22 protein-coding genes and 1 pseudogene are annotated in these 24,498 nt (G+C 73.2%); 17 read left to right on the forward strand and 6 right to left on the reverse strand.

Features of this window, described 5'->3' with window-relative positions; all coding sequences use genetic code 11:
* From cas3g to cas7g, 3 genes are all read right to left on the reverse strand, one after another.
* Window positions 1-2,258, reverse strand: a 2,258-nt coding sequence (gene cas3g, locus ACYC1Z_RS02465; RefSeq protein WP_461407975.1) for a type I-G CRISPR-associated helicase/endonuclease Cas3g, incomplete at its 3' end; no start/stop codon positions are given.
* Window positions 2,255-3,826 (reverse strand): type I-G CRISPR-associated protein Csb2, encoded by a 1,572-nt coding sequence (gene csb2 / locus ACYC1Z_RS02470; RefSeq protein ID WP_461407976.1) that lies wholly within the window; start codon window positions 3,824-3,826, stop codon window positions 2,255-2,257. The genes csb2 and cas3g, both read right to left, overlap by 4 nt.
* Window positions 3,826-5,046 (reverse strand): type I-G CRISPR-associated RAMP protein Csb1/Cas7g, encoded by a 1,221-nt coding sequence (cas7g, locus tag ACYC1Z_RS02475; RefSeq protein ID WP_461407977.1) that lies wholly within the window; start codon window positions 5,044-5,046, stop codon window positions 3,826-3,828. Before cas7g ends, csb2 begins: the two co-directional genes overlap by 1 nt.
* 451 nt (window positions 5,047-5,497) lie before the next feature.
* On the opposite strand from cas7g, the gene ACYC1Z_RS02480 reads away from it, so the two are divergent.
* Entirely contained in the window at window positions 5,498-6,511 is a 1,014-nt protein-coding gene (locus ACYC1Z_RS02480; RefSeq protein ID WP_461407978.1) for a tyrosine recombinase XerC, read from the forward strand.
* 9 nt (window positions 6,512-6,520) lie between these two features.
* On the opposite strand, the gene ACYC1Z_RS02485 is transcribed toward ACYC1Z_RS02480, so the two are convergent.
* Entirely contained in the window at window positions 6,521-7,201 is a 681-nt protein-coding gene (locus tag ACYC1Z_RS02485) for a M23 family metallopeptidase (protein ID WP_461407979.1), read from the reverse strand.
* Between the two features lie 425 nt (window positions 7,202-7,626).
* Between ACYC1Z_RS02485 and rpsB the strand changes: the two genes are divergently transcribed.
* The 11 genes from rpsB to ACYC1Z_RS02540 all read left to right on the forward strand — a co-directional run bounded on the left by rpsB (window position 7,627) and on the right by ACYC1Z_RS02540 (window position 18,602).
* Window positions 7,627-8,718 (forward strand): 30S ribosomal protein S2, encoded by a 1,092-nt coding sequence (gene rpsB, locus ACYC1Z_RS02490; RefSeq protein WP_461407980.1) that lies wholly within the window; start codon window positions 7,627-7,629, stop codon window positions 8,716-8,718.
* Between the two features lie 34 nt (window positions 8,719-8,752).
* The gene (tsf, locus tag ACYC1Z_RS02495) at window positions 8,753-9,592 is read left to right on the forward strand and encodes a translation elongation factor Ts (RefSeq protein WP_461407981.1); all 840 of its coding nucleotides are present in this window, start codon (window positions 8,753-8,755) and stop codon (window positions 9,590-9,592) included.
* 141 nt (window positions 9,593-9,733) lie between these two features.
* The gene (pyrH, locus tag ACYC1Z_RS02500; RefSeq protein ID WP_461407982.1) at window positions 9,734-10,510 is read left to right on the forward strand and encodes a UMP kinase; all 777 of its coding nucleotides are present in this window, start codon (window positions 9,734-9,736) and stop codon (window positions 10,508-10,510) included.
* Entirely contained in the window at window positions 10,507-11,064 is a 558-nt protein-coding gene (gene frr / locus ACYC1Z_RS02505; RefSeq protein WP_461407983.1) for a ribosome recycling factor, read from the forward strand. The genes pyrH and frr overlap by 4 nt, the downstream gene beginning before the upstream one ends.
* A 17-nt stretch (window positions 11,065-11,081) precedes the next feature.
* Complete coding sequence (locus tag ACYC1Z_RS02510; RefSeq protein WP_461407984.1) at window positions 11,082-12,029, forward strand: phosphatidate cytidylyltransferase; 948 nt, start codon at window positions 11,082-11,084, stop codon at window positions 12,027-12,029.
* A gap of 15 nt (window positions 12,030-12,044) precedes the next feature.
* Window positions 12,045-13,268 carry a dual-specificity RNA methyltransferase RlmN gene (rlmN, locus tag ACYC1Z_RS02515; protein WP_461407985.1) on the forward strand — a complete coding sequence of 408 codons (1,224 nt, stop codon included), beginning with the start codon at window positions 12,045-12,047 and terminating at the stop codon, window positions 13,266-13,268.
* Entirely contained in the window at window positions 13,265-13,813 is a 549-nt protein-coding gene (locus ACYC1Z_RS02520) for a DivIVA domain-containing protein (protein ID WP_461407986.1), read from the forward strand. The genes rlmN and ACYC1Z_RS02520 overlap by 4 nt, the downstream gene beginning before the upstream one ends.
* The gene (dxr, locus tag ACYC1Z_RS02525) at window positions 13,810-15,027 is read left to right on the forward strand and encodes a 1-deoxy-D-xylulose-5-phosphate reductoisomerase (protein WP_461407987.1); all 1,218 of its coding nucleotides are present in this window, start codon (window positions 13,810-13,812) and stop codon (window positions 15,025-15,027) included. Before ACYC1Z_RS02520 ends, dxr begins: the two co-directional genes overlap by 4 nt.
* Before the next feature lie 175 nt (window positions 15,028-15,202).
* The gene (locus tag ACYC1Z_RS02530; protein ID WP_461407988.1) at window positions 15,203-16,504 is read left to right on the forward strand and encodes a M50 family metallopeptidase; all 1,302 of its coding nucleotides are present in this window, start codon (window positions 15,203-15,205) and stop codon (window positions 16,502-16,504) included.
* A 74-nt stretch (window positions 16,505-16,578) separates the two neighbouring features.
* Window positions 16,579-17,727 carry a flavodoxin-dependent (E)-4-hydroxy-3-methylbut-2-enyl-diphosphate synthase gene (ispG, locus tag ACYC1Z_RS02535; protein ID WP_461408012.1) on the forward strand — a complete coding sequence of 383 codons (1,149 nt, stop codon included), beginning with the start codon at window positions 16,579-16,581 and terminating at the stop codon, window positions 17,725-17,727.
* Between the two features lie 14 nt (window positions 17,728-17,741).
* The gene (locus tag ACYC1Z_RS02540) at window positions 17,742-18,602 is read left to right on the forward strand and encodes a GNAT family N-acetyltransferase (RefSeq protein WP_461407989.1); all 861 of its coding nucleotides are present in this window, start codon (window positions 17,742-17,744) and stop codon (window positions 18,600-18,602) included.
* Window positions 18,603-18,615: 13 nt separating this feature from the next.
* Here ACYC1Z_RS02540 and ACYC1Z_RS02545 read toward each other — a convergent pair whose 3' ends face one another.
* Window positions 18,616-19,494, reverse strand: coding sequence for an Fpg/Nei family DNA glycosylase (locus tag ACYC1Z_RS02545; RefSeq protein WP_461407990.1), 879 nt, complete (start codon window positions 19,492-19,494; stop codon window positions 18,616-18,618).
* An 81-nt stretch (window positions 19,495-19,575) separates the two neighbouring features.
* Here ACYC1Z_RS02545 and ACYC1Z_RS02550 point away from each other — a divergent pair, with 81 nt between their 5' ends.
* On the forward strand, window positions 19,576-21,372 hold the full coding sequence (locus ACYC1Z_RS02550; protein WP_461407991.1) for a proline--tRNA ligase: 1,797 nt from the start codon (window positions 19,576-19,578) through the stop codon (window positions 21,370-21,372).
* 40 nt (window positions 21,373-21,412) lie between these two features.
* On the opposite strand, the gene ACYC1Z_RS02555 is transcribed toward ACYC1Z_RS02550, so the two are convergent.
* A complete protein-coding gene (locus ACYC1Z_RS02555) occupies window positions 21,413-22,378 on the reverse strand; it encodes a DUF4439 domain-containing protein (RefSeq protein ID WP_461407992.1) in 966 nt (321 codons plus the stop codon).
* A 145-nt stretch (window positions 22,379-22,523) separates the two neighbouring features.
* Here ACYC1Z_RS02555 and ACYC1Z_RS02560 point away from each other — a divergent pair, with 145 nt between their 5' ends.
* From ACYC1Z_RS02560 to ACYC1Z_RS02575, 4 genes and pseudogenes are all read left to right on the forward strand, one after another.
* Window positions 22,524-23,006 (forward strand): ribosome maturation factor RimP, encoded by a 483-nt coding sequence (locus ACYC1Z_RS02560; RefSeq protein WP_461407993.1) that lies wholly within the window; start codon window positions 22,524-22,526, stop codon window positions 23,004-23,006.
* 9 nt (window positions 23,007-23,015) lie between these two features.
* Window positions 23,016-24,059: a transcription termination factor NusA gene (nusA, locus tag ACYC1Z_RS02565; RefSeq protein ID WP_461407994.1), complete on the forward strand. Its 1,044-nt coding sequence runs from the start codon at window positions 23,016-23,018 to the stop codon at window positions 24,057-24,059.
* A gap of 32 nt (window positions 24,060-24,091) precedes the next feature.
* Window positions 24,092-24,319 (forward strand): annotated as a pseudogene (locus ACYC1Z_RS02570) (YlxR family protein); the annotation flags it as partial.
* Between the two features lie 18 nt (window positions 24,320-24,337).
* The gene (locus ACYC1Z_RS02575; protein WP_461408014.1) at window positions 24,338-24,472 is read left to right on the forward strand and encodes a hypothetical protein; all 135 of its coding nucleotides are present in this window, start codon (window positions 24,338-24,340) and stop codon (window positions 24,470-24,472) included.
* Window positions 24,473-24,498 lie beyond the last annotated feature (26 nt).

Raw genomic sequence — 24,498 nt, forward strand, 5'->3', positions numbered from 1 at the left:
CCGCCGGATTCCCCTCCACGCTCGACGACCACATCGACCGCGTGTCCGTCGTCGAGGATCTGCCGCAGCAGGTCTGCCGAGTCCTGGGCGGAGGCAGCGCGCGCCGTCCCGACTTCACCCGCGACCTGGGCGCTCCATCCGCGGAGCAGGTCGATGATGCCGTCGCGGTCGACGTCACCGTTCCTAGCGGACATACCATCGCCCCCGTCCGGACTCCCGACGAGGAACCGTGCTAGGTCCCCCACCAGGGCCTCGCCGACCGGGCCGCCGGCCACCGGTGCCCCACGGTGCACGCGGACGGACCGCCGTGCAGGTGATTGTGCTGTAGCCCGCTCGGACACGTCCTCCGCGGTCTCGTTGCCGTCACTGTCGACGACCGCCGACCGGAAGATCGCGGCGTCGCTGTCGACCACGACGACGTCCTCGGGTCGCAGCCGGACTTCGTCGAACCTGGTGCTCTCATACCCGGTGACCTCACCGCGGCGGATGACGAACAGGCGCCGGAACTTCGGCGCGGTGACATCGGTGCTCGCCCGGACGACAGCCCGGGCCTCGCCCAGGCGAACGGGAAAGAGCTCGTGCGGCTGGGGCGGCGTGGCCTCGAGGAGCCTCGCGGCACTGACGACGTCCTCCGGCAGCCCATGCCGGACGATCACGCCCGCGCTCAGGTCCTCGGAGAGATCGTCGCTGAGCCAGAGCTCGAGGTCGTGGTCGGCGAAGAGTGCATCCGACGTGCGTGCCCAGAGGGAGACGTTCCACGGCTCCAAGCGGTGCAGCGCGATCCGGCGCTCGCTGGCGGTCGGCGCCGGGTCGCCCGCGGCGCTCCCACGGATCTCCCACGGTGCCAGCCCCGCTGGGCTCTCCGCACGGCGTTCGAGCCAGTCATGGGCCAGTGAGAGGTCCTCCGCCCGGTAGGGTGCGACGTCGGCGTCCTTCACCCGCATGATGTCCGGGGGCACGATCACCGTGACCGGACCGCTCGCCCTGGTCCCCGACCGGTTCGTTCGGCCGGCCCGCTGGGCGATCGCGGAACCGGGGGCGAGGGTCGTGACGAGGGCGGCGAAGTCCATGTCGACGCCCACCTCGACCGTCTGGGTGGCGACGAGGACGTCGACGCCGGGGTCGCCGCCGTGGGTGAACAGCAGCGGGTGGTCGGCACGAAGCCGTTCCAGGTCCCACGGTCGCATGCGGCCGACGATCTGCATGACCTCGAGAGGCTCCCTCGCGCGTTCGCTGGCCGTCTCCGGGACAGTGAGGCGAGCAAGCCGATCCCGAACCTCGGTGGCCAGGCGGACGTTATTGACGACGCAGCCTACGGTCGCGCCCGCCGCTGCGCGTGCCGCCAGGACCTCCGCCACGACGGCGTCGGCCAGGTCCTTCAGGCCCTTACCGGTGCCCGCCCAACCCTCGCTCGTCCGAAGTCGGACCGGCTTGGGCCGGGTGAGCCGCGCCTGCAGGATCGGCTCACGCTCGAGATCGGACTCGAGGACGCCGACGGAGGTGAGCTGCGCGGTGTCCTGCGTGGCGGTCATGGCCGTGACCTGGAGCGGGGGTAGCCCGAGTCTCGCGGCGTCGGGACCGACCAGCTCGGCGACGCGGCGGGCCGTGGTGAGCAGCTGGCGGTTGAGGTGTGCCTCGTCGAGGACGATGACACTGTCGATCGCGAGCAGACCTGCCTCACGGGGATGAGCAAACGTCGTCGAGCCATAGCCGTTGAACAGCAGCCGGCTGCCCCACATGTCGGGCGTCGCCGCGATGACCTGGCAGATACTCGGTGAGTCGAGCCAGCTGGACGACGCCACCGTGCCGCCGCGTAGGCGCACAACTCCGAGCGGACTCCAGTCGCCGTCCGGGCTGACGTGCACGTCCAGCGGCTCGGTCCACAGACTCCGCAGCATCGTCGCGACCGTGCGGAGCTCGGGGGCCGCGTCCGCGTCGCGGAGCGCGTCTCGCAGCCGGGCGGCGATCCGGCTCGCCCGCTGCTCGTGGCTGTCGACCAGCGCCCGGCGATCCACGGTCACCACCAGCCGTCGCGGAAGACGCCGCAACGGTTCGGGATCGTGGAGTGTCAGTGCGGTGGCGAAAGTATGGATGTCGATGGCTGCGCTCTTCCCGGCTCCGGTCGGGGCATCGATCTGGTCGGGCCACTGCCGGTGGGTGACGAGGTGTTCGAGCAGGCGCTCCTGCCAGGCGAAGGGTGGGCGATCGTCGTTGAGGGCGCGGAAGTAGGCGCCGAAGTCGGTGAGTTCGAGCGTCATCGGTGTCTCCAGACGTCAAGGACCGGTGCTGCGACGTCGACCGGGGTGAGGAGACCGCCACCGAGGTGGCGGCTCTGCCCGATCGCTGCCAGCACACCGGCAGGGGCAAGATCGCCCAGGTGCACGGTGGTGATGTACGGCTGGACGAGGTGGCCGCTGGAGACCTTGTGGACGTAGCGGTCCACGTGCGAAGTCGTCAGCCGGCGCACGTCGTAGACCTCCACGCCGTGCTCGCGGGCGGCGTCCGAGAGAGCGAGGAAACGGGCATCCCTACCCAGGCCCGACGTCTCCGCCGTCCCGAGGGCGTCGCGCCAGGTGAGCGCGATGGACAAGGTCGTGGCATCCGTGAGGCTCCACTGCCCGCGACGGGGCGGGCGCGCCTCGTGCACGGCCGGGTGGCTCACCCAGCACCGGGTCAGGCCCTGCTCGGGCGGCGTCCAGAATGCCGCCGCGTCGATGAGTCGCCTGCCGTCGGCGCGGAGACGGTGCACCCGACCGCCCGGGCCCCGCACGATGTCGAGCACCCGAACGGCGTCGTCGACGGCTTGGACGGAACCCGGATCGGCGCCCGTGGGAAGGCTCACGACGAACGCCTGCTGGCCATCGAGGCGGTACCGCATCGCGGGATGGTCGTCGATCACGTGGATGGCTACGCGGTTCGCCGGGAGCGGCACTCCCTCGTGGTAGTGCCCGGTAAGGATCGCCGGGGCGTCGTCGCCGTGGACGGAGATGAGCGCGCGGTGCAGCGCCACCGCCCACGCCACCCGCCGGTCGAGCGGGATCGGGTCGGCGTCGACGATTGGGAGCACCCAGGCCGCGGACCACGGCGCCGCTCCCCTCGCTGTCGAGCGCACCTTCACATACCGCCGCCGCCGGGCGCCGGCCGCAACCGTTCCCGGCCGGTTGTCGTCCTCGTCCGTCTTCGCCCGGTCCTGTGCCGTCGAGGGGGGCTTTGCATTGCTGCGCTCGTGGTGCGCGGAGATGAGAGCCTCCGTCCGACCGGGCGTCGGTGCGTCGAGGTCGACATCGGTGGCCCGAGAGGTCCCGAGCCGTGCGTCGGGGTCATGCATGTGCGTGTACTCCGCGTCCGTGGACTCCACGCGCAGCCGAACAGGCGAGTCGGACTGACCGAGATAGGGCACGTCCGGGCACAGGTCACCGAGGGCCTCCCGGACGGGCCGGGGCGGGTCCTGCGCCCAGACCCACATGATCTCCTCGCCGAGCGCGACGGACTCGTTGTCCCGCTTCGCGGACACCTTCGTCCCGCGCCTCTTCGGCTTGAGCAGGCCCATGTCGCGGTAGGCCGAGTTGGTAGCGGGGTTGCGACGGGTGAGTGTAGGCAACACGAGACCGTCCGGCGGCGTCGCCTCGAGCCAGGCGAGGGCGGACATCGACGGTTCGGACGGACGCAACGCTCCGCCGTCCTCGACGGCGTAGCTGCCCTGCCCGGCCGCGCTGAGGAGCGCCGAGTGTAGACGGAGAGGGGATGGCCACGGGTCCTGCTCCCCGGTGCCGACGTGCCCGCGGTACGCGCCGAGCGGGAAGTGCGCGACGATCGCGAAGGACATCACTCGGCTCCGGACGCGTCGTCCTCGACCCCGGCAACGATGGCTGGGTCGCCCATGACAGCGAAGACCTGCCCGTGCCAGTCCAGGCCGGCGTGCTCACCGGCGTCGGCGAGAGCGGCGGCGAGGAGTGCGTCGGCCTCGGCGATGTCCGGCAGCACGACGTCCTCATGGTGCCCGTTACGCCGGTCGATCGAGGTCGACGACGGCGCGGCCTCCACCAGGTGGCAGTGGGCACGGAGGTAGAGCTCGGCGTGTGACCGCACGAGTCCGTTCAGCGCGAGCGCGGCGAGCAAGGCGCGGATGGCGGAGTCTCCGCGCGGTCCGGCGCCGAAGCGGATCTGGCGCAACGTGGCGAAGCTGAGCACGTTCGACCGGATGATCTGGGAGCACGAGACCCCGCCGAGCTGGCTGAGTGATGGCGGAATGCCGCCAAATCCGAGAGCAGAGGCCGAGGTGGTCTCCCCTCCCTTGAGCTTTGCCGCCGCCTTGACGATGTCGCCGTAGGTCTTCGGGCTGAGCTCGTCCCGCTGGGCCTCGGCAAGGCCACGCAGCGCGGTGCCGCCCACCTGGGCACGCATACCGACCGGGTCGACGCGCGCGCCACCCTTGCGGGGGCTCGGCGAACCCTCTCGCTGGTCGGCGAGCACGCCGACGATCTCGCCGGTGACCGCGCTGGCCCACCGTCCCTGGCGCGTCTTACGGGAGGCATCCCAGGAGCCGAGCACGAGAGAGATAGGGCTGAGGTTGAGCAACGCACTGGCGTTGAGGGGGTTGGCGTCGCGCGCGGCCCGGTACCGTGCGTCATCGGTGGTGGGTTCGCCATCGACCGTGCCAGCCCGTATGTGGGCGTCGAACGCACGGTGAGGAAGGGTGAGGTCGGAGTAGATCTCCGCCTGTCCGTCCCGCTCGTAGGTGACCTCGATCCGGGGGATCCGCCCAAGCGCTGGGTGGCCGTCAAGGATCGCTCCGGCGATCGCGGCCTCGATCCGGTTGCCCTGGCTCTGCGAGGAGTCGATGAGAACAGTGCGTCGGGCCTCGCCGTCGACGTAGCGGGTGTCGTACACGTAGGTCTGGTCGCTGCCGCGCGCGGTGACGTACTTGGCCGGGGCGACCGCGGCGTGCGGACCGGCGGCCGGTGCCAGGGCAGTGACGGAGCTCAGTGCGCTCGGACCGCCGGCGCTCGTGGCCTCGTGGAGCATGGCAAGGTCGATCGTGGACATCAGGACTCCTTCAACGTCGAGGTCTGCGCGTGCAGACCTTGGTGTGGAAACTGGTCGAAAGCCTGTCCGGCCCGACGTACTGGTACTGCGTTCGAGCCGTACGTGTCTGACGGTAGGGATGAGGTCTGACATTGCCCTTGGACCTGGCGCACCATCGGACCGTCCTTGTCACCAACCTAACTGGAGGTGCTCGAGTGGAACTGGCGCTGCGCCTGCGGGGAGATCGAGATCGTGGCACGCGCCGTCGCCGTGGCCGACGGCCACCACCAGCTGTTCCTCGCCGGCGCGCCGGGGCGGGGACGGCGATGCTCGCGGCCGGCTGCCGGACCTCCTACCCGACCTGTCCGATCCACCCGACCTGCCCGACGCCGCCATCCGGGCGCATGGCGCGGGGGACCGGTGGCCGGTGCGGCACGGCCGGTGCCGGGGCCGGCGTGGCTATCGTGGGCGGATGACCACCAGCGGTTCCGTCCCGGCGTCCCAGGAGACGTTGCTGGATGCCTTCGCCCGGTTCCTCGCGCTCCAGCGCGGGCTCAGCGAGCACACCGTGCGCGCCTACCTCGCCGACGTCACCCAGCTCCTCGACCATCTGCGCGCCCTCGCGGCCGGCGCCGCCGGCACGCCCGCCGATGCAGCGGCGACCGACGGCGATCCCGCCACCAGTGCGCCGGACGACGAGCGGCCCGACCTGCCGGCCGTGCTCGCGGCCGCGGACCTGGCCGCCCTGCGGTCCTGGCTGGCGGCGCAGCAGCGGCGGGGCATGTCCCGCGCCACCCTCGCCCGCCGGGCCGCCGCGGTCCGCACGTTCTCCACCTGGGCCACCGGCGCCGGCTACCTCGCCGGCGACGTCGGGGCGCGCCTGCGCAGCCCCCGCGCCGACCGGCACCTGCCCACGGTCCTCGCCGTGGACGACGCCGCCGGGCTCCTCGCCGCCGCTCAGGAACGCGCGGACGACGGCGACCCCGTACATCTGCGGGACTGGGCGGCGTTGGAGATGCTGTACGCCACCGGGATCCGGATCGCCGAGCTCGTCGGCATGGACGTCCGCGACGTCGACAGCCGCGAACGCACCGTCCGGGTCATCGGCAAGGGGGACAAGGAACGGGTGGTCCCCTTCGGCATCCCCGCGCAACGGGCCGTGGGGGAGTGGCTCGCCCACGGTCGCCCCGCCCTCGTGGGCCCGTGGTCCGGCGGTGCCGTGTTCCTCGGTGCGCGGGGTGGGCGCATCGACCCGCGCACCGTGCGCGGCATGCTCCACCGGCTCACGGCGGTCGCCGGCGTGCGCGACATCGCGCCTCACGGGCTGCGCCACTCGGCGGCGACACACCTGCTCGAGGGGGGCTCCGACCTGCGCACGGTCCAGGAGGTCCTCGGGCACAGCTCGCTCGCCACCACCCAGCGGTACACCCATGTCAGCGCCGAGCGGCTGCGCGCCGTGTACTCCCAGGCCCACCCGCGCGCCTGAGGTGCCGCCTCACCGGTCGGGCAGGAGCCGGACCACGCTCTCGCCGAGGAGCGCCACCGGGTCGACGTAGGCGGACGCGCCGGACCGGGCACCCCAGTGCAGGCATGACGGCTGCCACGGCGGGCAGTGCCCGGCCCTGAGGTGACCCAGGAGCGCACCGGCCCGCACCTTCTGGCCGGCGACGACCACCGCCTCGACCGGCTCGTACGTGGTCCGCAGGCCGTCGTCGTGCAGGACCGAGACCACGGGGCGGTCGACCACCGTGCCGGCGAAGGCGACAACGCCGTCGGCCGCGGCGAGCACCGGTTCACCGACCCCGAGCGCGAGGTCGGCGCCCCGGTGCCCGGCCCCCCACGGCACCTCGGGTGGGTCGAACGCGCGGACCACCTCGGCCGGGGCGGTCGTCGGCCAGCGGTAGGCGACCGTGCCACGGACCGCCGTCGTGGCGTCGTAGCCGGCCGAGGCGAGCGCCTCGACCTCGAGCCCCGGGTGGCCGCTGCGGGCGGTCGGGGGCTGGGCGGTCGGGGGCGCCGCCACCGGGCGGTCGGCGCGCACCGCCACGGCGGTGCGCGCGCTGGAGGACGGGGCATCTGCACGGGGGGCGGTCGCGGCGGCGAGCCCGCCGAGGGAGAGGGCGCCGGCGGCGAGTGCGCCGAGAACGAGGACCTGGGTGCTGCGGGTGAATGCCATGCCCGTCACCGTGCCCGACGGGTGGTGCGTCCCACTCGGCGTCCGTTGCCACCTGTGGACGAGGTGGCAACAACGGCCCCGGTCGTGACCGGCAGGGGGCACGGGTCTGACCTGGGGAACGTCACCGGCGCCGGGTCCCGGGGGACAGGACCCATCGGCTACCATGGCACCTGCATCCGGCGACAGCCGGCTGACATCGCGTGCCCGCACATCGTGCGACCGGCCCGTCGGCCTTCATGGCAGGCAGGCCCAGGTCGGCGAGTCGACACCAGCAGCGGTCCTCCCCGGAGGTGCTTGTGTCGCGGGCACCAGGGCTTGGCGACCACCCGGTCGTCCGGCGGACAACCGAAACATGGGCCACGTCGCGGGCGCAACACCGCCGTGGTCCTCACGGTGCGGGTGACCGCGCCAGGAAAGGACGTGCCATGGCCGTCGTCACGATGCGCCAGCTCCTCGAGAGCGGCGTGCACTTCGGGCACCAGACCCGCCGTTGGAACCCGAAGATGAAGCGGTTCATCTTCACCGAGCGCAACGGCATCTACATCATCGACCTCCAGCAGTCGCTGACGGACATCGACCGCGCGTACGAGTTCGTCAAGGAGACCGTCGCCCACGGCGGCAACATCCTCTTCGTCGGCACCAAGAAGCAGGCCCAGGAGGCCATCGCCGAGCAGGCCCAGCGCGTGGGCATGCCCTACGTCACCGAGCGTTGGCTGGGCGGCATGCTCACCAACTTCGGCACGGTCCACAAGCGCCTGCAGCGCCTCAAGGAGCTCGAGCAGGTCGACTTCGACGACGTCGCCGGCAGCTCGTTCACGAAGAAGGAACTGCTGATGCAGCGGCGCGAGCGGGACAAGCTCGCCCGCACGCTCGGTGGCATCCGGGACATGGCCAAGGTCCCCTCGGCCGTCTGGATCGTCGACACGAAGAAGGAGCACCTCGCCGTCGCCGAGGCGCGCAAGCTCCACATCCCCGTCGTCGCCATCCTCGACACCAACTGCGACCCCGACGAGGTCGACTACCCCATCCCGGGCAACGACGACGCCATCCGCGCGGTCTCGCTCCTGACGCGCGTCATCGCGGACGGGGCGGCCGAGGGCCTCGTCTCCCGTCACGGTGGCGGCACCGGTGCGCCGGCCGCCGAGGAGCCGCTCGCCGAGTGGGAGCGCGAGCTGCTCGCCACCCACGAGGCCGAGGGTGCCGCCGGGACCGGGATGGCCGTGGAGCCCGCGGCTGCTGCTGAGCCGGCCGTCGAGCCCGCCGAGCCTGCTGCTGCTGAGCCGGCCGTCGAGCCCGCCGAGCCTGCTGCTGCTGCTGAGCCGGCCGTCGAGCCTGCTGCTGCTGAGCCGGACGTCGAGCCCGCTGCTGCGAAGCCTGCTGCTAAGCCGGCTGCCAAGCCTGCTGTCGCCCAGCCTGCTGCCGAGCCCGTCGTGGCCACCGAGCCCGTCACCGAGCCGGCCCAGGACGCTGCCGAGGGCACGGACGCCGCCGAGGCGCCCGCGTCCGAGCAGGCCTGAGACCCACCCCGCACAGATCTGGAGAGGATCATCCATGGCGAACTACACCGCCGCCGACATCAAGGAACTCCGTGAGAAGACCGGCGCGGGCATGCTCGACGTCAAGAAGGCGCTGGACGAGGCTGACGGCAACGCCGAGAAGGCGCTGGAGATCATCCGCGTCAAGGGCCTGAAGGGCGTCGCCAAGCGCGAGGGCCGTACCGTGGCCGAGGGGCTCGTGGCCGGCCGGGTCGTCCCCGACGGTTCCGGCGAGGTCGGCGTGCTGGTCGAGGTCAACTCGGAGACCGACTTCGTCGCGAAGAACCAGAAGTTCATCGACTTCGCGGACGCCGTGCTCGCCGCGGCGGTCTCCTCCGGCGCTGCCGACGTGGCGTCACTCCTCGCCGCCGACGTCGACGGGGAGACGGTGCAGGCCAAGGTCGACGGGATCGCGGCCACGATCGGCGAGAAGATCGCCGTCAGTCGCGTCGCCCGCGCGAGCGGCGAGAAGGTCTCGATGTACCTCCACCGGACGGCCAAGGACCTCCCGCCGTCGGTGGGCGTGCTCGTGGCCACGGACGCCAAGGGCGGCGACGTCGCCCACGACGTCGCGATGCACATCGCGGCGTTCTCGCCCAAGTACCTCTCCCGCGACGACGTCCCCGCGGACGTCGTCGAGAGCGAGCGGCACATCGCCGAGGAGACCTCGCGCAACGAGGGCAAGCCGGAGGCGGCGCTGCCCAAGATCATCGAGGGCCGCATGAACGGCTTCTTCAAGGAGAACTGCCTGCTCGACCAGGCGTTCGCCAAGGACAGCAAGAAGTCGGTCGGCCAGATCGTGACGGAGGCCGGCGGCACCGTGGTCGGCTTCGTCCGGTTCCGCGTCGGCTCCTGACGCCCCGTCGGTGGCCCCGACCCGTCTCGACGGGCCGGGGCCACCGGCACGTCCGGGCCCCGGTACGCTCGACAACCGGACGCCCCACGCCGTGCACCGCGCCGCCATCACGGCCCGCCCCGAACCGCAGGAGGCTCAACCATGTCCCAACCCACCGTCGGCGGTGCTGTCCGCACCGGCACCGGGAAGTCCCGCCGGGTCCTCCTGAAGCTCTCGGGTGAGGTCTTCGGCGGCGGCCTGGTCGGCCTCGACCCCGACGTCGTCTCCTCGGTCGCCCGGGAGATCGCCCGGGCGGTGGCCGACGGCGTCCAGGTCGCCATCGTCGTCGGCGGTGGGAACTTCTTCCGCGGTGCCGAACTGTCCCAGCGGGGCATCGACCGTTCCCGCGCCGACTACATGGGCATGCTCGGCACCGTCATGAACGCCCTCGCGCTGCAGGACTTCCTCGAGCAGGCCGGGGTGCGGACCCGCGTGCAGACCGCGATCGCCATGGGCCAGGTAGCCGAGCCGTACATCCCGCTGCGTGCCATCCGCCACCTGGAGAAGGGCCGCGTCGTCGTCTTCGGGGCGGGGGCGGGCATGCCGTACTTCTCCACCGACACCGTCGCCGCCCAGCGTGCCCTGGAGACGCACTGCGACGAGGTCCTCGTGGGCAAGAACGGCGTCGACGGCGTCTACACGGCCGACCCGCGCACCGATCCCACCGCCAGCAAGCTCGACCACCTCACGTACGACGAGGCGATCCGGCAGGGCCTGAAGGTCGTCGACGCCGCCGCCTTCAGCCTCTGCATGGACAACGACCTGACGATGCGCGTGTTCGGCATGACCGAGCCCGGCAACGTCACCCGCGCGCTGCGGGGTGAGAAGATCGGGACACTCGTGACCCGCCACCCACTAGACGAAGGAGTACAGCCTTGATCGACGAGACCTTGCTCGAGGCCGAGGACAAGATGGAGAAGGCGGTGGAGCGCGCCCGCGAGGACTTCAGCCACATCCGCACCGGCCGTGCCAACGCCGGCATGTTCAACCCGGTGCTGGTGGACTACTACGGTGCCCCCACCCCGCTGCAGCAGCTCGGCTCGCTGACCATCCCGGAGGCCCGCACCGTCCTCATCACGCCCTACGACCGCTCCGCCGCGCCCGCGATCGTCCGGGCCCTGCGTGAGTCCGACCTCGGGGTGAACCCGACCGACGACGGCAACGTCATCCGGGTCGCGCTGCCCGCGCTCACCGAGGAGCGGCGCAAGGAGTACGTCAAGCTCGCCCGCACCAAGGGCGAGGACGCCCGCATCACCATCCGCTCCCTGCGCCGCAAGGCCAAGGAAGAGCTCGACCGCATCAAGAAGGACGGCGACGCCGGCGAGGACGAGGTCGACCGCGCGGAGAAGGAGCTCGAAGCCGTCACGAAGAAGCACGTCGACGCGGTCGACACCGTGCTCGAGGCCAAGGAGCGCGAGCTGCTCGAGGTCTGAGCCGCCGCAAGGAGACCGTGAACCACCAGGATGCCCGGGAGCCGCTGACCGTCGCGCTGCGACGGCTGTCCGTGGCGCGCGAACGCGCCCGTACCGCCCTCGTGGCACCCGCACCGCCGAAGCCCAAGGATCCGCCACCCCCGACCGGGCGGGCCGGGCGGAACCTGCCCGCGGCCGTCGGGGTCGGGCTGGTCCTCATCGTCGTGCTCGCGCTGAGCCTGTTCATCCGGCGGGAGGCCTTCGTCGCGTTCGTCCTGGTGGCCGGCTTCGGGGGCCTGTGGGAGCTCGCCCGGGCCCTCGGTCGGCGCGAGATCCGCATCCCGCTGCTGCCGCTGTGGGTCGGTACGGTCGGCATCGTCGTCTCGGCCTGGGTCGCCGGCGCCGAGGCCATGCTCATGGCGTTCGCGCTGACGGCCGGTGGGGTGTTCGTCTGGCGCGTCATCGACGGCGGCGGCCGCTCCGCGGTCCGGGACGCGACCGCCGCGATATTCGCCGCCGCCTACGTGCCCTACCTCGCGGGCTTCGCCGTCCTCATGGTCCGTACGGAGAACGGGGCGTGGATGGTCGTGGCGTACATCCTCGTCACCATCGGCAACGACATCGGTGGCTACGTCGCGGGCGTGCTCTTCGGCAAGCACCCCATGGCGCCCTCGATCAGCCCGAAGAAGTCCTGGGAGGGCCTGGGCGGTTCCCTGGTGCTGTCGGCCGGGCTCGGGAGCCTCGTCACCACCCTCGCCCTGGGCGGGTCGTGGTGGGCGGGGGCGCTGCTCGGTGTCGCCGCCGTCGCGGCCGCGACCACCGGCGACCTCGCCGAGTCCCTCCTCAAGCGCGACCTCGGGCTGAAGGACATGGGCTCGATCCTGCCCGGTCACGGCGGCGTCATGGACCGGATCGACTCGCTCCTGGTCTCGGCCCCGGTGGCCTACCTCATCCTCTCCGCCGCGACCGGCACCTGGCCACTCTGAGAGGATGGTCCGGTCATGACGCAGCAGCCACCCATCCCCGCCCCGGTCCAGATCCGCCCGTCCCACGAGAGCGGGCCCGGCGAGCGGCCCACGCTGAGCTTCACGGCCCGGCGGCGGGGCAAACCCCCACGCCACCTCGCCGACCTCTCGACCGCGGAGCGCGCCGCCGTGGCCACCGAGCTCGGCCTGCCCGCCTTCCGGGCCGACCAGCTCTCCCGCCACTACTTCGGCCACCTGACCCGGGACGCGGCCGACATGACCGACCTGCCCGTGCAGGCGCGCGACGAGCTGACCGCGACGCTGCTGCCCGAGCTCGTCACCAACGTCCGCGACCTGCAGGCGGACAAGGGTGCCACCGTGAAGTCGCTGTGGCGTCTCTTCGACGGCGCCATGGTCGAGTCCGTCCTCATGCGCTACGCCGACCGCACCACCCTGTGCGTCTCCTCGCAGGCCGGCTGCGGCATGGCGTGCCCGTTCTGCGCGACCGGTCAGCAGGGCCTGACCCGCAACCTTTCGACGGCGGAGATCGTCGAGCAGGTGCGCCTCGCCGCCCGTGCCTCCCGCGACGGCGAGCTCGCCGGCGGGCCCACGCACCTGCGCAACATCGTCTTCATGGGCATGGGCGAGCCCATGGCCAACTACCGGGCCGTCATCGACGCGGTCCGCCGCATGATCGACCCCGCCCCCGCGGGCCTGGGCCTGTCCGCCCGGCACATCACCGTCTCCACCGTCGGCCTCGTGCCCGCCATCGACAAGCTCGCCCAGGAGGGCATCCCGGTCACGCTCGCCGTGTCCCTGCACGCCCCGGACGACGAGCTGCGCGACGAGCTCATCCCGATCAACTCCCGCTGGAAGGTCGGTGAGCTGCTCGACGCCGCCCGCCGCTACTTCGAGGCCACCGGCCGGCGCGTCAGCATCGAGTACGCGCTGATCAAGGACATGAACGACCACGCCTGGCGCGCCCAGCTCCTCGCCGACGAGCTCAACGCCCGCGGGCGCGGCTGGGTGCACGTCAACCCGATCCCGCTCAACCCCACGCCCGGCTCCATCTGGACCGCCAGCGAGCGCGACGTCGAGCAGACCTTCGTCGACACGCTGCGTCGTGCCGGGATCCCCACGACCGTGCGAGACACTCGGGGCAGCGACATCGACGGCGCCTGCGGCCAGCTCGCCGCCGAGGTCCTCGTCGAGAACGCCGCGCCCGCACCGCGGACGCCCGTGGAGAAGGAGCAGGGATGAACGCGATGTTCCCGCCGGCCGGCCGGGCACGCACCGGGTACGACCGGATGCAGGTCGAGGAGTTCTTCACCCGGGCCCGCGCCGCGTACGAGAGCGGGCAGCGTGGCGGCTTCGACGAGCAGGACGTCCGGGCCGCCGCGTTCGACCTGGTCCGGGACGGCTACGCCACCGCCTCCGTGGACGCCGCGCTGGACCGGCTCGAGGCCGCGTTCGTGCAGCGGCGGCGCACCACGTTCATCGCCGCCCAGGGCGAGCCGGCGTGGATGGACCACATCGCCCACCTCGCCACCACGCTCTACCCGCGCCTGCTGCGCCCCGCGGGCGAGCGTTTCCGGGCCCCCGACCGGGGCCGCGGCTACGACCGGGCGGCGGTCGACGCCATGCTCGACCGTGTCGTCGCCTACTTCGACGACGGCGGCGAACTGACCGCCGCGGAGGTGCGGGCCGCGGCGTTCCCCTCGGCCAGGGCCTCCCGCGCCTACCACGAGGGCACCGTCGACGCCTTCCTCGACCGCGCCGTCGAGGTGCTGGTGGCGGTGGAGTGAGGGACCTCGTCCTGCTCGGCTCCACGGGCTCCATCGGCACGCAGGCGCTCCAGGTCGTCGCCGCCGCCCCCGAGGGCAGCTACCGGGTCCGGGCCCTGAGCGCGGGCGGCGCGAACCTCGAGCTGCTGGCCGAGCAGGCGACCACCCACCGCGTCGACGTCGTCGCCGTCGCCGACGACTCGGCGGCGGGCCGGCTGCGCACGTTGCTGGCCGAGCGGGCGGGCGGGGAGCCGCTGCCCGAGATCCGCACCGGCCCCGGTGCGGCCGCCGAGGTGGCCGCCCTGGCCGGTGGTACCGGCGTCGTCCTGAACGGCATCACCGGCTCGGTGGGCCTGGCGCCCACGCTCGCCGCCCTGCGCTCGGGTGCGCGACTGGCGCTGGCCAACAAGGAGTCGCTCGTGGTCGGCGGGTCGCTCGTGCGGGCGGCGCAGCGCCGGCCCGGGCAGGTCGTGCCGGTGGACTCCGAGCACTCCGCCATCGCCCAGGCCCTGCTGGGCGGGCGTCACGAGAGGGGCATGACGAGCCCCGTGGTGACCGGCCGCACCGAGGTGCGACGCCTCGTCCTGACCGCGTCCGGCGGGCCGTTCCGCGGCCGTACCCGCGCCGACCTCGCCGGGGTCACCCCCGAGCAGGCACTGGCGCACCCGACGTGGGCGATGGGCCCGGTCGTCACCATCAACTCCGCCACGCTCGTCAACAAGGGCCTCGAGCTCATCGAGGCGCACCTGTTGTTCGACGTCCCCACCGAGGACATCGTCGTGGTCGTGCACCCGCAGTCGGTGGTGCACTCCATGGTCGAGTTCCACGACGGCGCCACCCTGGCGCAGGCCTCCCCGCCCGACATGCGTCTGCCGATCGCGCTCGGCCTCACCTGGCCGGACCGGGCCGAGGGCGTGGTGTCCCCGTGCCGGTGGGACACCCCCACGGCGTGGACGTTCGAACCGCTCGACGACGACGTGTTCCCCGCCGTCGCCGTCGCCCGGCAGGCCGCCGCCGCCTCCGCGACGCACCCCGCGGTCCTCAACGCCGCCAACGAGCAGTGCGTCGCCGCGTTCCTCGCCGGGCGGCTGCCCTACCTGGGCGTCGTCGCCGTCGTCGAGGAGGTCCTCGCCGCGCACGCCGGCACCACCGGGCGCCCCGACCTGGCGGACGTGCTCGGCGCCGAGGAGTGGGCGCGGGCCCGGGCCGAGGAGATCCTCGCGCGCCGGTGCTGACCCCGGGCGGGCGGACGGTCCGCCGCGGACGCGGGAACCGGGTGCCGGCGTCGGGCGTTGACGGTTCTGATGGGCGGTGGCCGCCGGGTGGCGGCTCTGGTGGACACCCACCGCCGGACGGGTTCGGCGAGGATGATGGAGGTGCGCGCCGCGCGCACCGGAGGGAGGAGGCAGCGTGGACTACGTCATCGGTGTGCTCGTCCTCGTCATCGGGCTGATCGCCTCGATCGCGCTGCACGAGATCGGGCACCTCGTCCCCGCCAAGAAGTTCGGCGTCAAGGTGCCCCAGTACATGGTCGGCTTCGGCAAGACGCTGTGGTCGAAGACCGTGGGCGGCACCGAGTACGGACTCAAGGCCGTCCCGCTCGGCGGCTACGTGCGCCTGGTCGGCATGTACCCCCCGGCGCGGCGCGCCGCGAGGACCCGCCGCGACGGCCGCCCCACCATGGTGGAGGAGGCGCGCCAGTACTCCCTGGAGGAGATCGGCCCCGGTGAGGAGCACCGCGCCTTCTACAACCTCACCGTGCCCCGCAAGCTCGTCGTCATGTTCGGCGGGCCCTTCATGAACCTCGTGATCGCCGCCGTCCTCATGGCCGTCGTGGTCTCCGGGCTCGGCATCGCCCAGTACACCGCGACGCTCGGCGCCGTGCAGGAGTGCGTCACCCCCGATGGCGCCTGCGCGCCCGACGCCGCCGCCGCGCCCGCCGCGGCCGCGGGCCTCGAACCCGGTGACACGGTCCTCCGATGGGGCACCGCCGACGTCACCACGTGGGCGGACCTATCCGCCGCCATCGCCGCCGGCGGCACCGGACCCACCGCCGTCGTGGTGGACCGCGCCGGCGAGCGGCTCACCCTCCAGGTCACCCCACAGCTCACCGAGCGGCCCGTCGTGGGGGGCGACGGCGGCCCCGTCCTCGACCAGGCGGGCCGGCCGGTCACCGAGATGCGTCCCTTCGTGGGCGTCGGCCCCACGGTCGCCCTGACCCGCCGGCCCCTCACCGCGGTACCGGGCATGGTGTGGTCCACCTTCACCGGCACCGTCACGGTGGTCCTGACCCTGCCCCAGCGCCTGGTCGACGTCGCCAATGCCGCCTTCGGCACCCAGCAGCGCGACCCCGGCGTCATGGGCCTCATCGGCGTCGGCCGGGTCGCCGGCGAGATCGCCTCCGTCCAGGGGGACGGCTACGGCGTCGCCGAACGCACCGCGGACCTGCTCTCCCTGCTCGTCTCGCTCAACATGGCGCTGCTGGTGTTCAACCTGATCCCGCTGCTCCCGCTCGACGGCGGGCACATGGCCGGCGCGCTCGTCGAGGGCGCCCGGCGCGGCGTGGCCCGGCTGCGCGAGCGGCCCGACCCCGGCCCCGTCGACGTCGCCCGGATGCTCCCGCTGACCTACGCGGTCGTCGCGGTGATGCTCGGCATGAGCGCCCTGCTGGCGTACGCCGACATCGTCGACCCGCTGAGCCTGACGGGCTGAACGGCCCCGGCGGGGGCCCACGGCGGCGCCCCGGATGCGATACTGGGGCGGTGAGCGTACCGATCTCCCTGGGAATGCCGGCCGTCAAGGAAACCCCGCCCGTCCTCGCCCCCCGGCGGGCGACGCGGAAGATCCGGGTCGGCACCGTCGACGTGGGTGGCGACGCCCCCGTCTCCGTCCAGTCCATGACGACGACGAAGACGCACGACATCAACGCGACCCTGCAGCAGATCGCCGAGCTCACCGCCTCCGGCTGCGACATCGTGCGTGTGGCGTGCCCCACGGACAAGGACGCCGAGGCGCTGTCGATCATCGCCAAGAAGTCCCAGATCCCCGTGATCGCGGACATCCACTTCCAGCCGAAGTACGTCTTCGCCGCGATCGAGGCCGGCTGCGGCGCCGTCCGGGTGAACCCGGGCAACATCCGCAGGTTCGACGACCAGGTCAAGGAGATCGCGCAGGCGGCAAAGGACGCCGGCGTCTCGCTGCGCATCGGTGTCAACGCCGGCTCGCTCGACAAGCGGATCCTGGAGAAGTACGGCAGGGCCACCCCCGAGGCGCTCGTGGAGTCCGCCGTGTGGGAGGCGTCGCTCTTCGAGGAGCACGACTTCCACGACTTCAAGATCTCCGTCAAGCACAACGACCCCGTGGTCATGGTGCGCGCGTACGAGATGCTCGCCGAGCGCGGCGACTGGCCGCTGCACCTCGGGGTCACCGAGGCCGGTCCAGCGTTCCAGGGCACCATCAAGTCCGCCACCGCGTTCGGGGCGCTGCTGAGCCAGGGCATCGGGGACACCATCCGCGTCTCCCTCTCCGCGCCGCCGGTGGAGGAGGTCAAGGTCGGCAACCAGATCCTGGAGTCCCTCAACCTGCGCCCGCGCAAGCTCGAGATCGTCTCCTGCCCGTCCTGCGGGCGCGCCCAGGTGGATGTCTACGCCCTCGCCGACTCCGTCACCGCGGGCCTCGAGGGCCTCACCGTGCCGCTGCGGGTGGCGGTGATGGGCTGCGTCGTCAACGGCCCCGGCGAGGCGCGCGAGGCCGACCTCGGCGTCGCCTCCGGCAACGGCAAGGGGCAGATCTTCGTCAAGGGCAAGATCATCAAGACGGTGCCCGAGGACCAGATCGTCGAGACGCTGATCGCCGAGGCGAACCGCATCGCCGCCGAGATGGGCGCGGCGGCCGAGGCCACGACGACCGGGACACCGGTCGTCAGCGTCGGCTGAACCGGGGCGCCCAGGTGTCGCGCTGGCGGCGTCCGGCCGTCGCGGTCCGGGCGCTGCCCCCGGCGGAACGGGCGGCCGCCCTCGAGGTGTGCCGGCTCGATCCCGTCGGTGCCGTGCTCGCCGGCGTGCAGGTCGAGCGGCTGGGCGTGCTCGGCCCGCCGGGCACGGAGCTCATCGGCCTGCACGACGACGACGGCGCCCTCGCTGCGCTGTGCTGGGCCGGGGCGAACCTCGTTCCCGTCCAGGTCCACGGCGCCCAGGTCGACCTCCTCGCCGATCACGTGCGCCGGCTCGGCCGGCGCTGCTCCTCCATCGTCGGCCCGGCCGACCAGGTGCTGGCCCTGTGGGAGCGGCTGGCGCCGGCCTGGTCCCGACCGCGGGAGGTGCGCCCCGACCAGCCCTCCCTGGTGATCGACCACGACCCCGCGTGCGTGCCCGACCCCGAGGTCCGGAGCGCCCGCCCGGAGGAGGTCGGGCTCGTCCTGCCCGCCTCCGTGGCGATGTTCACCGAGGAGGTCGGCTACGACCCCACCCTGACCGGCTTCTCCTACGCCACCCGGGTGGCCGAGCTGGTGGGCTCCGACCGCACCTACGTGCGCATGGAGGAGACCGCGGACGGCCCCCGCGTCGTGTTCAAGGCCGACGTCGGTGCGCTCGCCCTCGGCGTCGCGCAGATCCAGGGGGTGTGGGTGCACCCCGAGCGACGCGGGCACGGGCTCGCGTCCGCCGGCATGGCCGCCGTCGTCGCGGACGTGCGGGCCCGCCTGGCCCCGATCGTGTCGCTCTACGTCAACAGCTACAACACCGCCGCGCTCGCGACGTACGACCGGGTGGGCTTCCGCCGCGTCGGGACGTACGCGACCGTCCTGTTCTGAGTGGCCGCCGGGGCTACTTCAGCAGCTTCGACATGCGCCGGTCGGCCAGGAGCTTGCCCGCCGTCTGACAGGTGGGGCAGTACTGCAGCGAGGAGTCGGCGAAGGAGACCGCCGCCACCGTGTCCCCGCACACCGGGCACGCCTCGCCGGTGCGGCCGTGGACCTTCATGCGGCGCCGCTTGCCGTCCTTGAGCTCGGCGGCGGGCTCGCCCGAAGCCTGCTCGACGGCGGAGCTCAGCACGTCACCGATCGCGGTGAGCAGGCGGGCGGTCGCCGCCTCGTCGAAGGACCGGGTGAGCGCGAACGGGCCGGTGCGCGCGGCGTGGAGGATCTCGTCCGAGTAGGCGTTGCCGATGCCGGCGATGACGGACTGGTCCCGCAGCAGGCCCTTGATCTGCTGGTTCTTCGCCTGGAGGAGCTCGCGCAGCGTCGTGGGCGTGAGGGCGCCCGGCTCGACGCCCAGGGTCGCGATGGCCCGCACGTCGCCCGGGTCGGCCACCACGTGGACGGCCAGGCGTTTGCGTGTGCCGGCCTCGGTCAGGTCGAACCCGGCGCCGTCGTCGAGCCGGACGCGCAGCGCGACGGGGGAGCGCCCGGGCCGCAGCGCCCGGGCGGGCACCTCGTCGTACCAGCGCAACCAGCCGGCCCTGGCGAGGTGGAACACCAGGTGCGGGGCGCCGTCCGTCGGCGCGCCCACCGGTGCGGTGACGATGTCGAGCCACTTGCCGTGCCGGGCGACGTCGGACACGGTGGCGCCCACGAGCGCCGCCGGAGCGGGCGAGAAGGTCTTCAGCGCGCTGACGGTGCCCACCTCCGCGCCCGTCAGCGTGCGCCCCACGGCACGCTCGCGCAGGAACTGGGCGAGGCCCTCCACCTCCGGCATCTCCGGCACCGCACCAGTGTGTCGCACCTCGCCCGCGGCGTCCCGGCGTCGCGGGCGGAGCGTGCCGCGCCGCTCGGTAGGCTTGCCGGCGTGCTGATGAAGATGTCGTCCCTGTTCGTGCGGACACTGCGTGAGGACCCTGCCGACGCCGAGGTCGCGAGCCACCGGCTGCTGGTGCGGGCGGGCTACATCCGCCGCGCCGCTCCGGGGATCTACTCGTGGCTGCCGCTCGGGCTGAAGGTCCTTGCGAAGATCGAGCAGATCGTGCGCGAGGAGATGGACGCCATCGGCGCCCAGGAGGTGCACTTCCCGGCGCTCCTGCCGCGGGAGCCCTACGAGGCGACCGGCCGGTGGACCGAGTACGGGCCCAACCTGTTCCGGCTGCAGGACCGCAAGGGCGCCGACTACCTCCTGGCCCCGACGCACGAGGAGATGTTCACGCTCCTGGTCAAGGACCTGTACTCCTCGTACAAGGAGCTGCCGCTGGCCCTCTACCAGATCCAGACGAAGTACCGCGACGAGGCCCGCCCGCGGGCCGGGCTCATCCGCAGCCGCGAGTTCATCATGAAGGACGCCTACTCCTTCGACATCGACGAGAACGGGCTCGAGCGCGCCTACAACCTCCAGCGCGGTGCCTACCAGCGCATCTTCGACCGCCTCGGGCTCGAGCACGTGATCGTGCGGGCCACGAGCGGGGCCATGGGTGGCTCGCGCAGTGAGGAGTTCCTGCACCCCACCCCCATCGGGGAGGACACCTACGTGCGCTCGGCGGGTGGGTACGCCGCCAACGTCGAGGCCGTCACCACGCCCGTACCACCCGCGCTCGACGCCGCGGACCTGCCCCCCGCCGTCGTGCTCGACACCCCCGCCGCCACCACCATCGCCACCCTCGTCGAGGCCGCCAACCGGCTCCACCCCCGCCCGGCCCGGCCGTGGAGCGCGGCGGACACCCTGAAGCACGTCGTGCTGGCCCTCGTCCACCCGGACCGGACCCGGGAGGTCGTCGTCGTCGGCCTGCCCGGCGACCGCGACGTCGACCTCAAGCGGCTGCAGGCCGCCGTCGAGCCCGCCGAGGTCGAGCAGGCCGGCGAGGCGGACCTCAAGGCGCACCCCGAGCTCGTGGCGGGCTACATCGGGCCCCGGGTCCTCGGCCCCAACGGCGCCCCGCGCGAACCGGACGGCACCGGCGGCGCCCTGCGCTACCTGCTCGACCCGCGCGTGGTGCCCGGCACCTCCTGGGTCACCGGCGCCGACGTCGCCGGCAAGCACGTCTTCGGTCTCGTCGCGGGGCGGGACTTCACCGCCGACGGCACGATCGAGGCCGCCGGGGTCCGCGCGGGCGACCCGGCACCGGACGGCTCCGGGCCGCTGGAGCTGGCCCGTGGCATCGAGATCGGCCACATCTTCGCGCTCGGGCGCAAGTACGCCGACGCGCTCGACCTGAAGGTCCTCGACGCGAACGGCAAGGCCGTCACCGTCACGATGGGCTCCTACGGCATCGGCGTCACCCGGGCACTCGCCGCGCTCGCCGAGGCGAACTGCGACGACAAGGGCCTGGTCTGGCCGATGCAGGTGGCACCCGCCCACGTGCACGTCCTCGCCACCGGCAAGGGGCAGGAGATCTTCGATGCGGCCGAGGAGCTGGCCCGTGAGCTTGAGGCGGCCGGGGTCGAGGTGCTCTACGACGACCGGCCCAAGGTCTCCGCCGGGGTGAAGTTCGCCGACGCCGAGCTGCTCGGGGTGCCGCTGAGCCTGGTGGTGGGCCGCGGGCTCGCCGAGGGCGTCGTCGAGGTCCGGGAGCGCCGCACCGGCGAGCGGGCGGAGCTGGCACCCGCGGCGGCCGTGGCGCGCGTGCGCGAGCTCGTGGCCGGCGCGCTCGCCCGCTGAGGCGCTCGCCCGGTCGCTCACCTCGGGCCGGCCGGGCCGATCACGCCAGGCCGGGCAGCGCCCCCAGGGTCCCGCCCCACGCGCGTACCCGGTCGGCGGCGTCCTGGGCCGCCGCGACGAGGTCGCCGCGCTCGCCGGGTGCCACGAGCGTCAGGCTGAACAGCCAGTGCTCGAGCAGCCGAGCCTCCGCGGCGGCCGCCACCGCGGCGGGATCCTCGGCCTCGAGGTCGTAAGCGGGCAGCCGGCCGTCCGGGGCGCCGGCCGCGAGGGCGGTGTCGATGAGCGACTGCAGGCTCGCGACACGCTCCCGGGCCGCCTGGCGAACGGGGCCGTCCGAGCGTGCGGCCACCGTCTCGAGGGCGTAGCGGGCCGCGTCGAGCACCAGGACGGTGGGGCCGTCCGCTCCCCGGGCGACGAGCGCCTCACGGCTCAGCGGCGCGGCCTCGGGGGTGGTGACCGGCAGCCCCAGTACGCCGGCGAGATCGGCCGCGGCGTGCGCGCGCGAGATCGACGTCGCCACGAGCGTGGCGGCCAGGGCGTCGTCGGGCGTGGTCAGGGCCTCGTCCCGGGCGCTGGCGGCACCCGCCGCGAGGAGGGCGAGGACGTCCTCGGCGGTGGCGGGCGCGGGCGGGGACACCGGCTCGGGCACGGTGACGCCCGCCGGCACCCCGTCGGGCCACGGCTCCCAGACCCCGCCGAGCGCGTCGGCGTGCGCCCGCGCCTGGTCCGCGACCAGCTCGAGCTGCGCGGTGACGGCGGGGTCGGCGGTGGTGATCTGCGGCACGCCGAGCGCCAGCGTGGCCGCCAGGGTCGCCTCGTGCTGGCGGACCACCTCCACGTCGTCGGGCACCGGGACCGTGGGTGGTGGGCTGTCGAGGCGGACACCGCAGCCGGCGAGGAGGAGGGCTGCGGAAACGGCCAGCGCCCAGCGCCCGGCGGCGGCCGCCGGGGCGGTCCGGGCGGCGGTCCGACGTGGCCACGAGGGGCGTGGGGAAGGTCTGCGCATCAGGGCAGATCCTTGCACGCCGCGCCCTCGAACCGGCTCCCGGACCGGCCCGCGCGCCGCGCCACCGGCGCCGCCGCCGCGCCCGCGGGTGGGTAGTGTGTGGGGTTGACCAACTTTCGAGATCACCCTGAGGAGCACCGTCCCGATGAGCCCCGCCCGTCCGTCCGAGCTGCACGCCCGGCTGCGTGTCGCGATCGAACCGGTCGTCGGCGCCTCGGGCCTGTTCCTCGAGGACGCCACGGTCGCCGCCGCCGGTCGCCGCAAGGTCGTGCGCGTGGTGGTGGACCTGCCCGACGGGCCCGGCGGGGTCGGTTCGGACCAGCTCTCGGCCGTCTCGCGGGAGGTCTCGCACGTGCTCGACGACGCCGACCTCGTCGAGGGCGCCTACACCCTCGAGGTCACCACGGCCGGCACCGACCGACCGCTGACCGAGGCCCGGCACTACCGCCGCGCGGTCGGCCGACTGCTCGTCGTCCGCACGACGGACGGCCGCGAGCTCACCGGGCGGCTCCGCGAGGCGGGCGAGACCGGTGTCGTCCTCGACGTCGACGGCACGGCGGAGGAGCTCGGCTACGACCGGCTCACCCGGGCCCGCGTCGAGATCGAGCTCAACCGGCCCGAGGCCTAGGAGGACCGCATGGACATCGACATGACCGCGCTGCGCCTGATCGAGAGCGAGCGTGGCATCCCGTTCGAGGTGCTCGTGCGCGCCATCGAGGAAGCGCTCCTGCTGGCGTACCACCGCACCCCGGGTGCGGTGGAGAAGGCCCGTGTCGAGCTCGACCGCTCCGGCCGCGTCGCGGTCCTCGCGACCGAGGTCGATGAGGAGGGCAACGCGCTCGGCGAGTTCGACGACACCCCGACCGACTTCGGCCGCATCGCCACGGCCACCGCCCGCTCGGTCATCGTCCAGCGACTGCGCGACGCGGAGGACGATCAGGTCATGGGCAACTACCGGGACAAGGCCGGCGAGCTCGTCTCCGGCGTCGTGCAGCAGGGCCGCGACCCGCGCACGGTGCTGGTGGACATCGGCGACATCGAGGCCGTGCTGCCCGCACACGAACAGGTGCCCACCGAGACCTACACCCATGGCGACCGGCTGCGTGCCTACGTGCTCGACGTCACCCGCGGCATGAAGGGGCCCTCGATCACGCTCTCGCGCACGCACCCCAACCTGGTCCACAAGCTCTTCGAGCTCGAGGTCCCCGAGGTGGCCGACGGCAGCGTCGAGATCGTCGCGATGGCGCGCGAGGCCGGCCACCGCACCAAGATGGCCGTGCGGGCGACCGTGCCGGGCCTCAATGCCAAGGGCGCCTGCATCGGGCCGATGGGGCAGCGGGTGCGTGCGGTGATGGCCGAGCTGGCGGGGGAGAAGATCGACATCGTCGACTACTCCGACGACCCGGCGAGGTTCGTCGCCAGCGCGCTCTCGCCCTCGCGCGTGAGCAGCGTCGAGATCGTCGACGCCGAGGCGAAGGCGGCGCGCGTGGTCGTACCCGACTTCCAGCTCTCCCTGGCGATCGGCAAGGAGGGCCAGAACGCCCGGCTCGCCGCCCGCCTGACCGGGTGGCGGATCGACATCCACTCCGACACCGAGGGGGACACCCCCGCGGCGGAGCCGGCACCCGGGAGCGGGTCGGGAACGACACAGCCGGAGCGGCCGGAAGCCTCCCGGGGGTAGACTGTCCGATGGGCACACGCCCGGACTCCCACATGACACCACGCAGCGACACACTCACGCCCGCCAACGGGCCGGTGCGGACCTGCACGGGATGCCGCGGCCGAGCCTCACGGTCGGCCCTGGTTCGCCTGGTCCTGGACGCCCCCGCGCAGCGCGCGGTGGTGGACCCGGGACGAAGCGCCCCGGGGCGAGGGGCCTGGCTCCACCCGAGCCGGGAGTGCCTCGACCTCGCCATCCGGCGGCGTGCGATCCCCCGGGCCCTGCGAGCAGCAGGCCAGGTGGACGCCACCGCGGTCGAGGCATGGTTCGACCAGAACACCCGCCCGACGCCCCATGTGCCGGACGGACAACGAGTCATCGACGAAGAAAGCGGGTTGGAAGCCGATGGGCACCCGATGAGTACCCAGCGATGAGCTGCCAGCACCAATAGCGGTCCTCC

The sequence above is a fragment of the Georgenia sp. genome (assembly GCF_054605595.1).

What these genes read in the sequence shown, in the direction of transcription:
- csb2 (WP_461407976.1), bottom strand. Translation starts at nt 3,826, where the DNA reads ATGTCCTTCGCGATCGTCGCGCACTTCCCGCTCGGCGCGTACCGCGGG.
- cas7g (WP_461407977.1), bottom strand. Translation starts at nt 5,046, where the DNA reads ATGTCCACGATCGACCTTGCCATGCTCCACGAGGCCACGAGCGCCGGC.
- ACYC1Z_RS02480 (WP_461407978.1), top strand. Translation starts at nt 5,498, where the DNA reads ATGACCACCAGCGGTTCCGTCCCGGCGTCCCAGGAGACGTTGCTGGAT.
- ACYC1Z_RS02485 (WP_461407979.1), bottom strand. Translation starts at nt 7,201, where the DNA reads ATGGCATTCACCCGCAGCACCCAGGTCCTCGTTCTCGGCGCACTCGCC.
- rpsB (WP_461407980.1), top strand. Translation starts at nt 7,627, where the DNA reads ATGGCCGTCGTCACGATGCGCCAGCTCCTCGAGAGCGGCGTGCACTTC.
- tsf (WP_461407981.1), top strand. Translation starts at nt 8,753, where the DNA reads ATGGCGAACTACACCGCCGCCGACATCAAGGAACTCCGTGAGAAGACC.
- pyrH (WP_461407982.1), top strand. Translation starts at nt 9,734, where the DNA reads ATGTCCCAACCCACCGTCGGCGGTGCTGTCCGCACCGGCACCGGGAAG.
- rlmN (WP_461407985.1), top strand. Translation starts at nt 12,045, where the DNA reads ATGACGCAGCAGCCACCCATCCCCGCCCCGGTCCAGATCCGCCCGTCC.
- ACYC1Z_RS02520 (WP_461407986.1), top strand. Translation starts at nt 13,265, where the DNA reads ATGAACGCGATGTTCCCGCCGGCCGGCCGGGCACGCACCGGGTACGAC.
- ispG (WP_461408012.1), top strand. Translation starts at nt 16,579, where the DNA reads ATGCCGGCCGTCAAGGAAACCCCGCCCGTCCTCGCCCCCCGGCGGGCG.
- ACYC1Z_RS02555 (WP_461407992.1), bottom strand. Translation starts at nt 22,378, where the DNA reads ATGCGCAGACCTTCCCCACGCCCCTCGTGGCCACGTCGGACCGCCGCC.
- ACYC1Z_RS02560 (WP_461407993.1), top strand. Translation starts at nt 22,524, where the DNA reads ATGAGCCCCGCCCGTCCGTCCGAGCTGCACGCCCGGCTGCGTGTCGCG.
- nusA (WP_461407994.1), top strand. Translation starts at nt 23,016, where the DNA reads ATGGACATCGACATGACCGCGCTGCGCCTGATCGAGAGCGAGCGTGGC.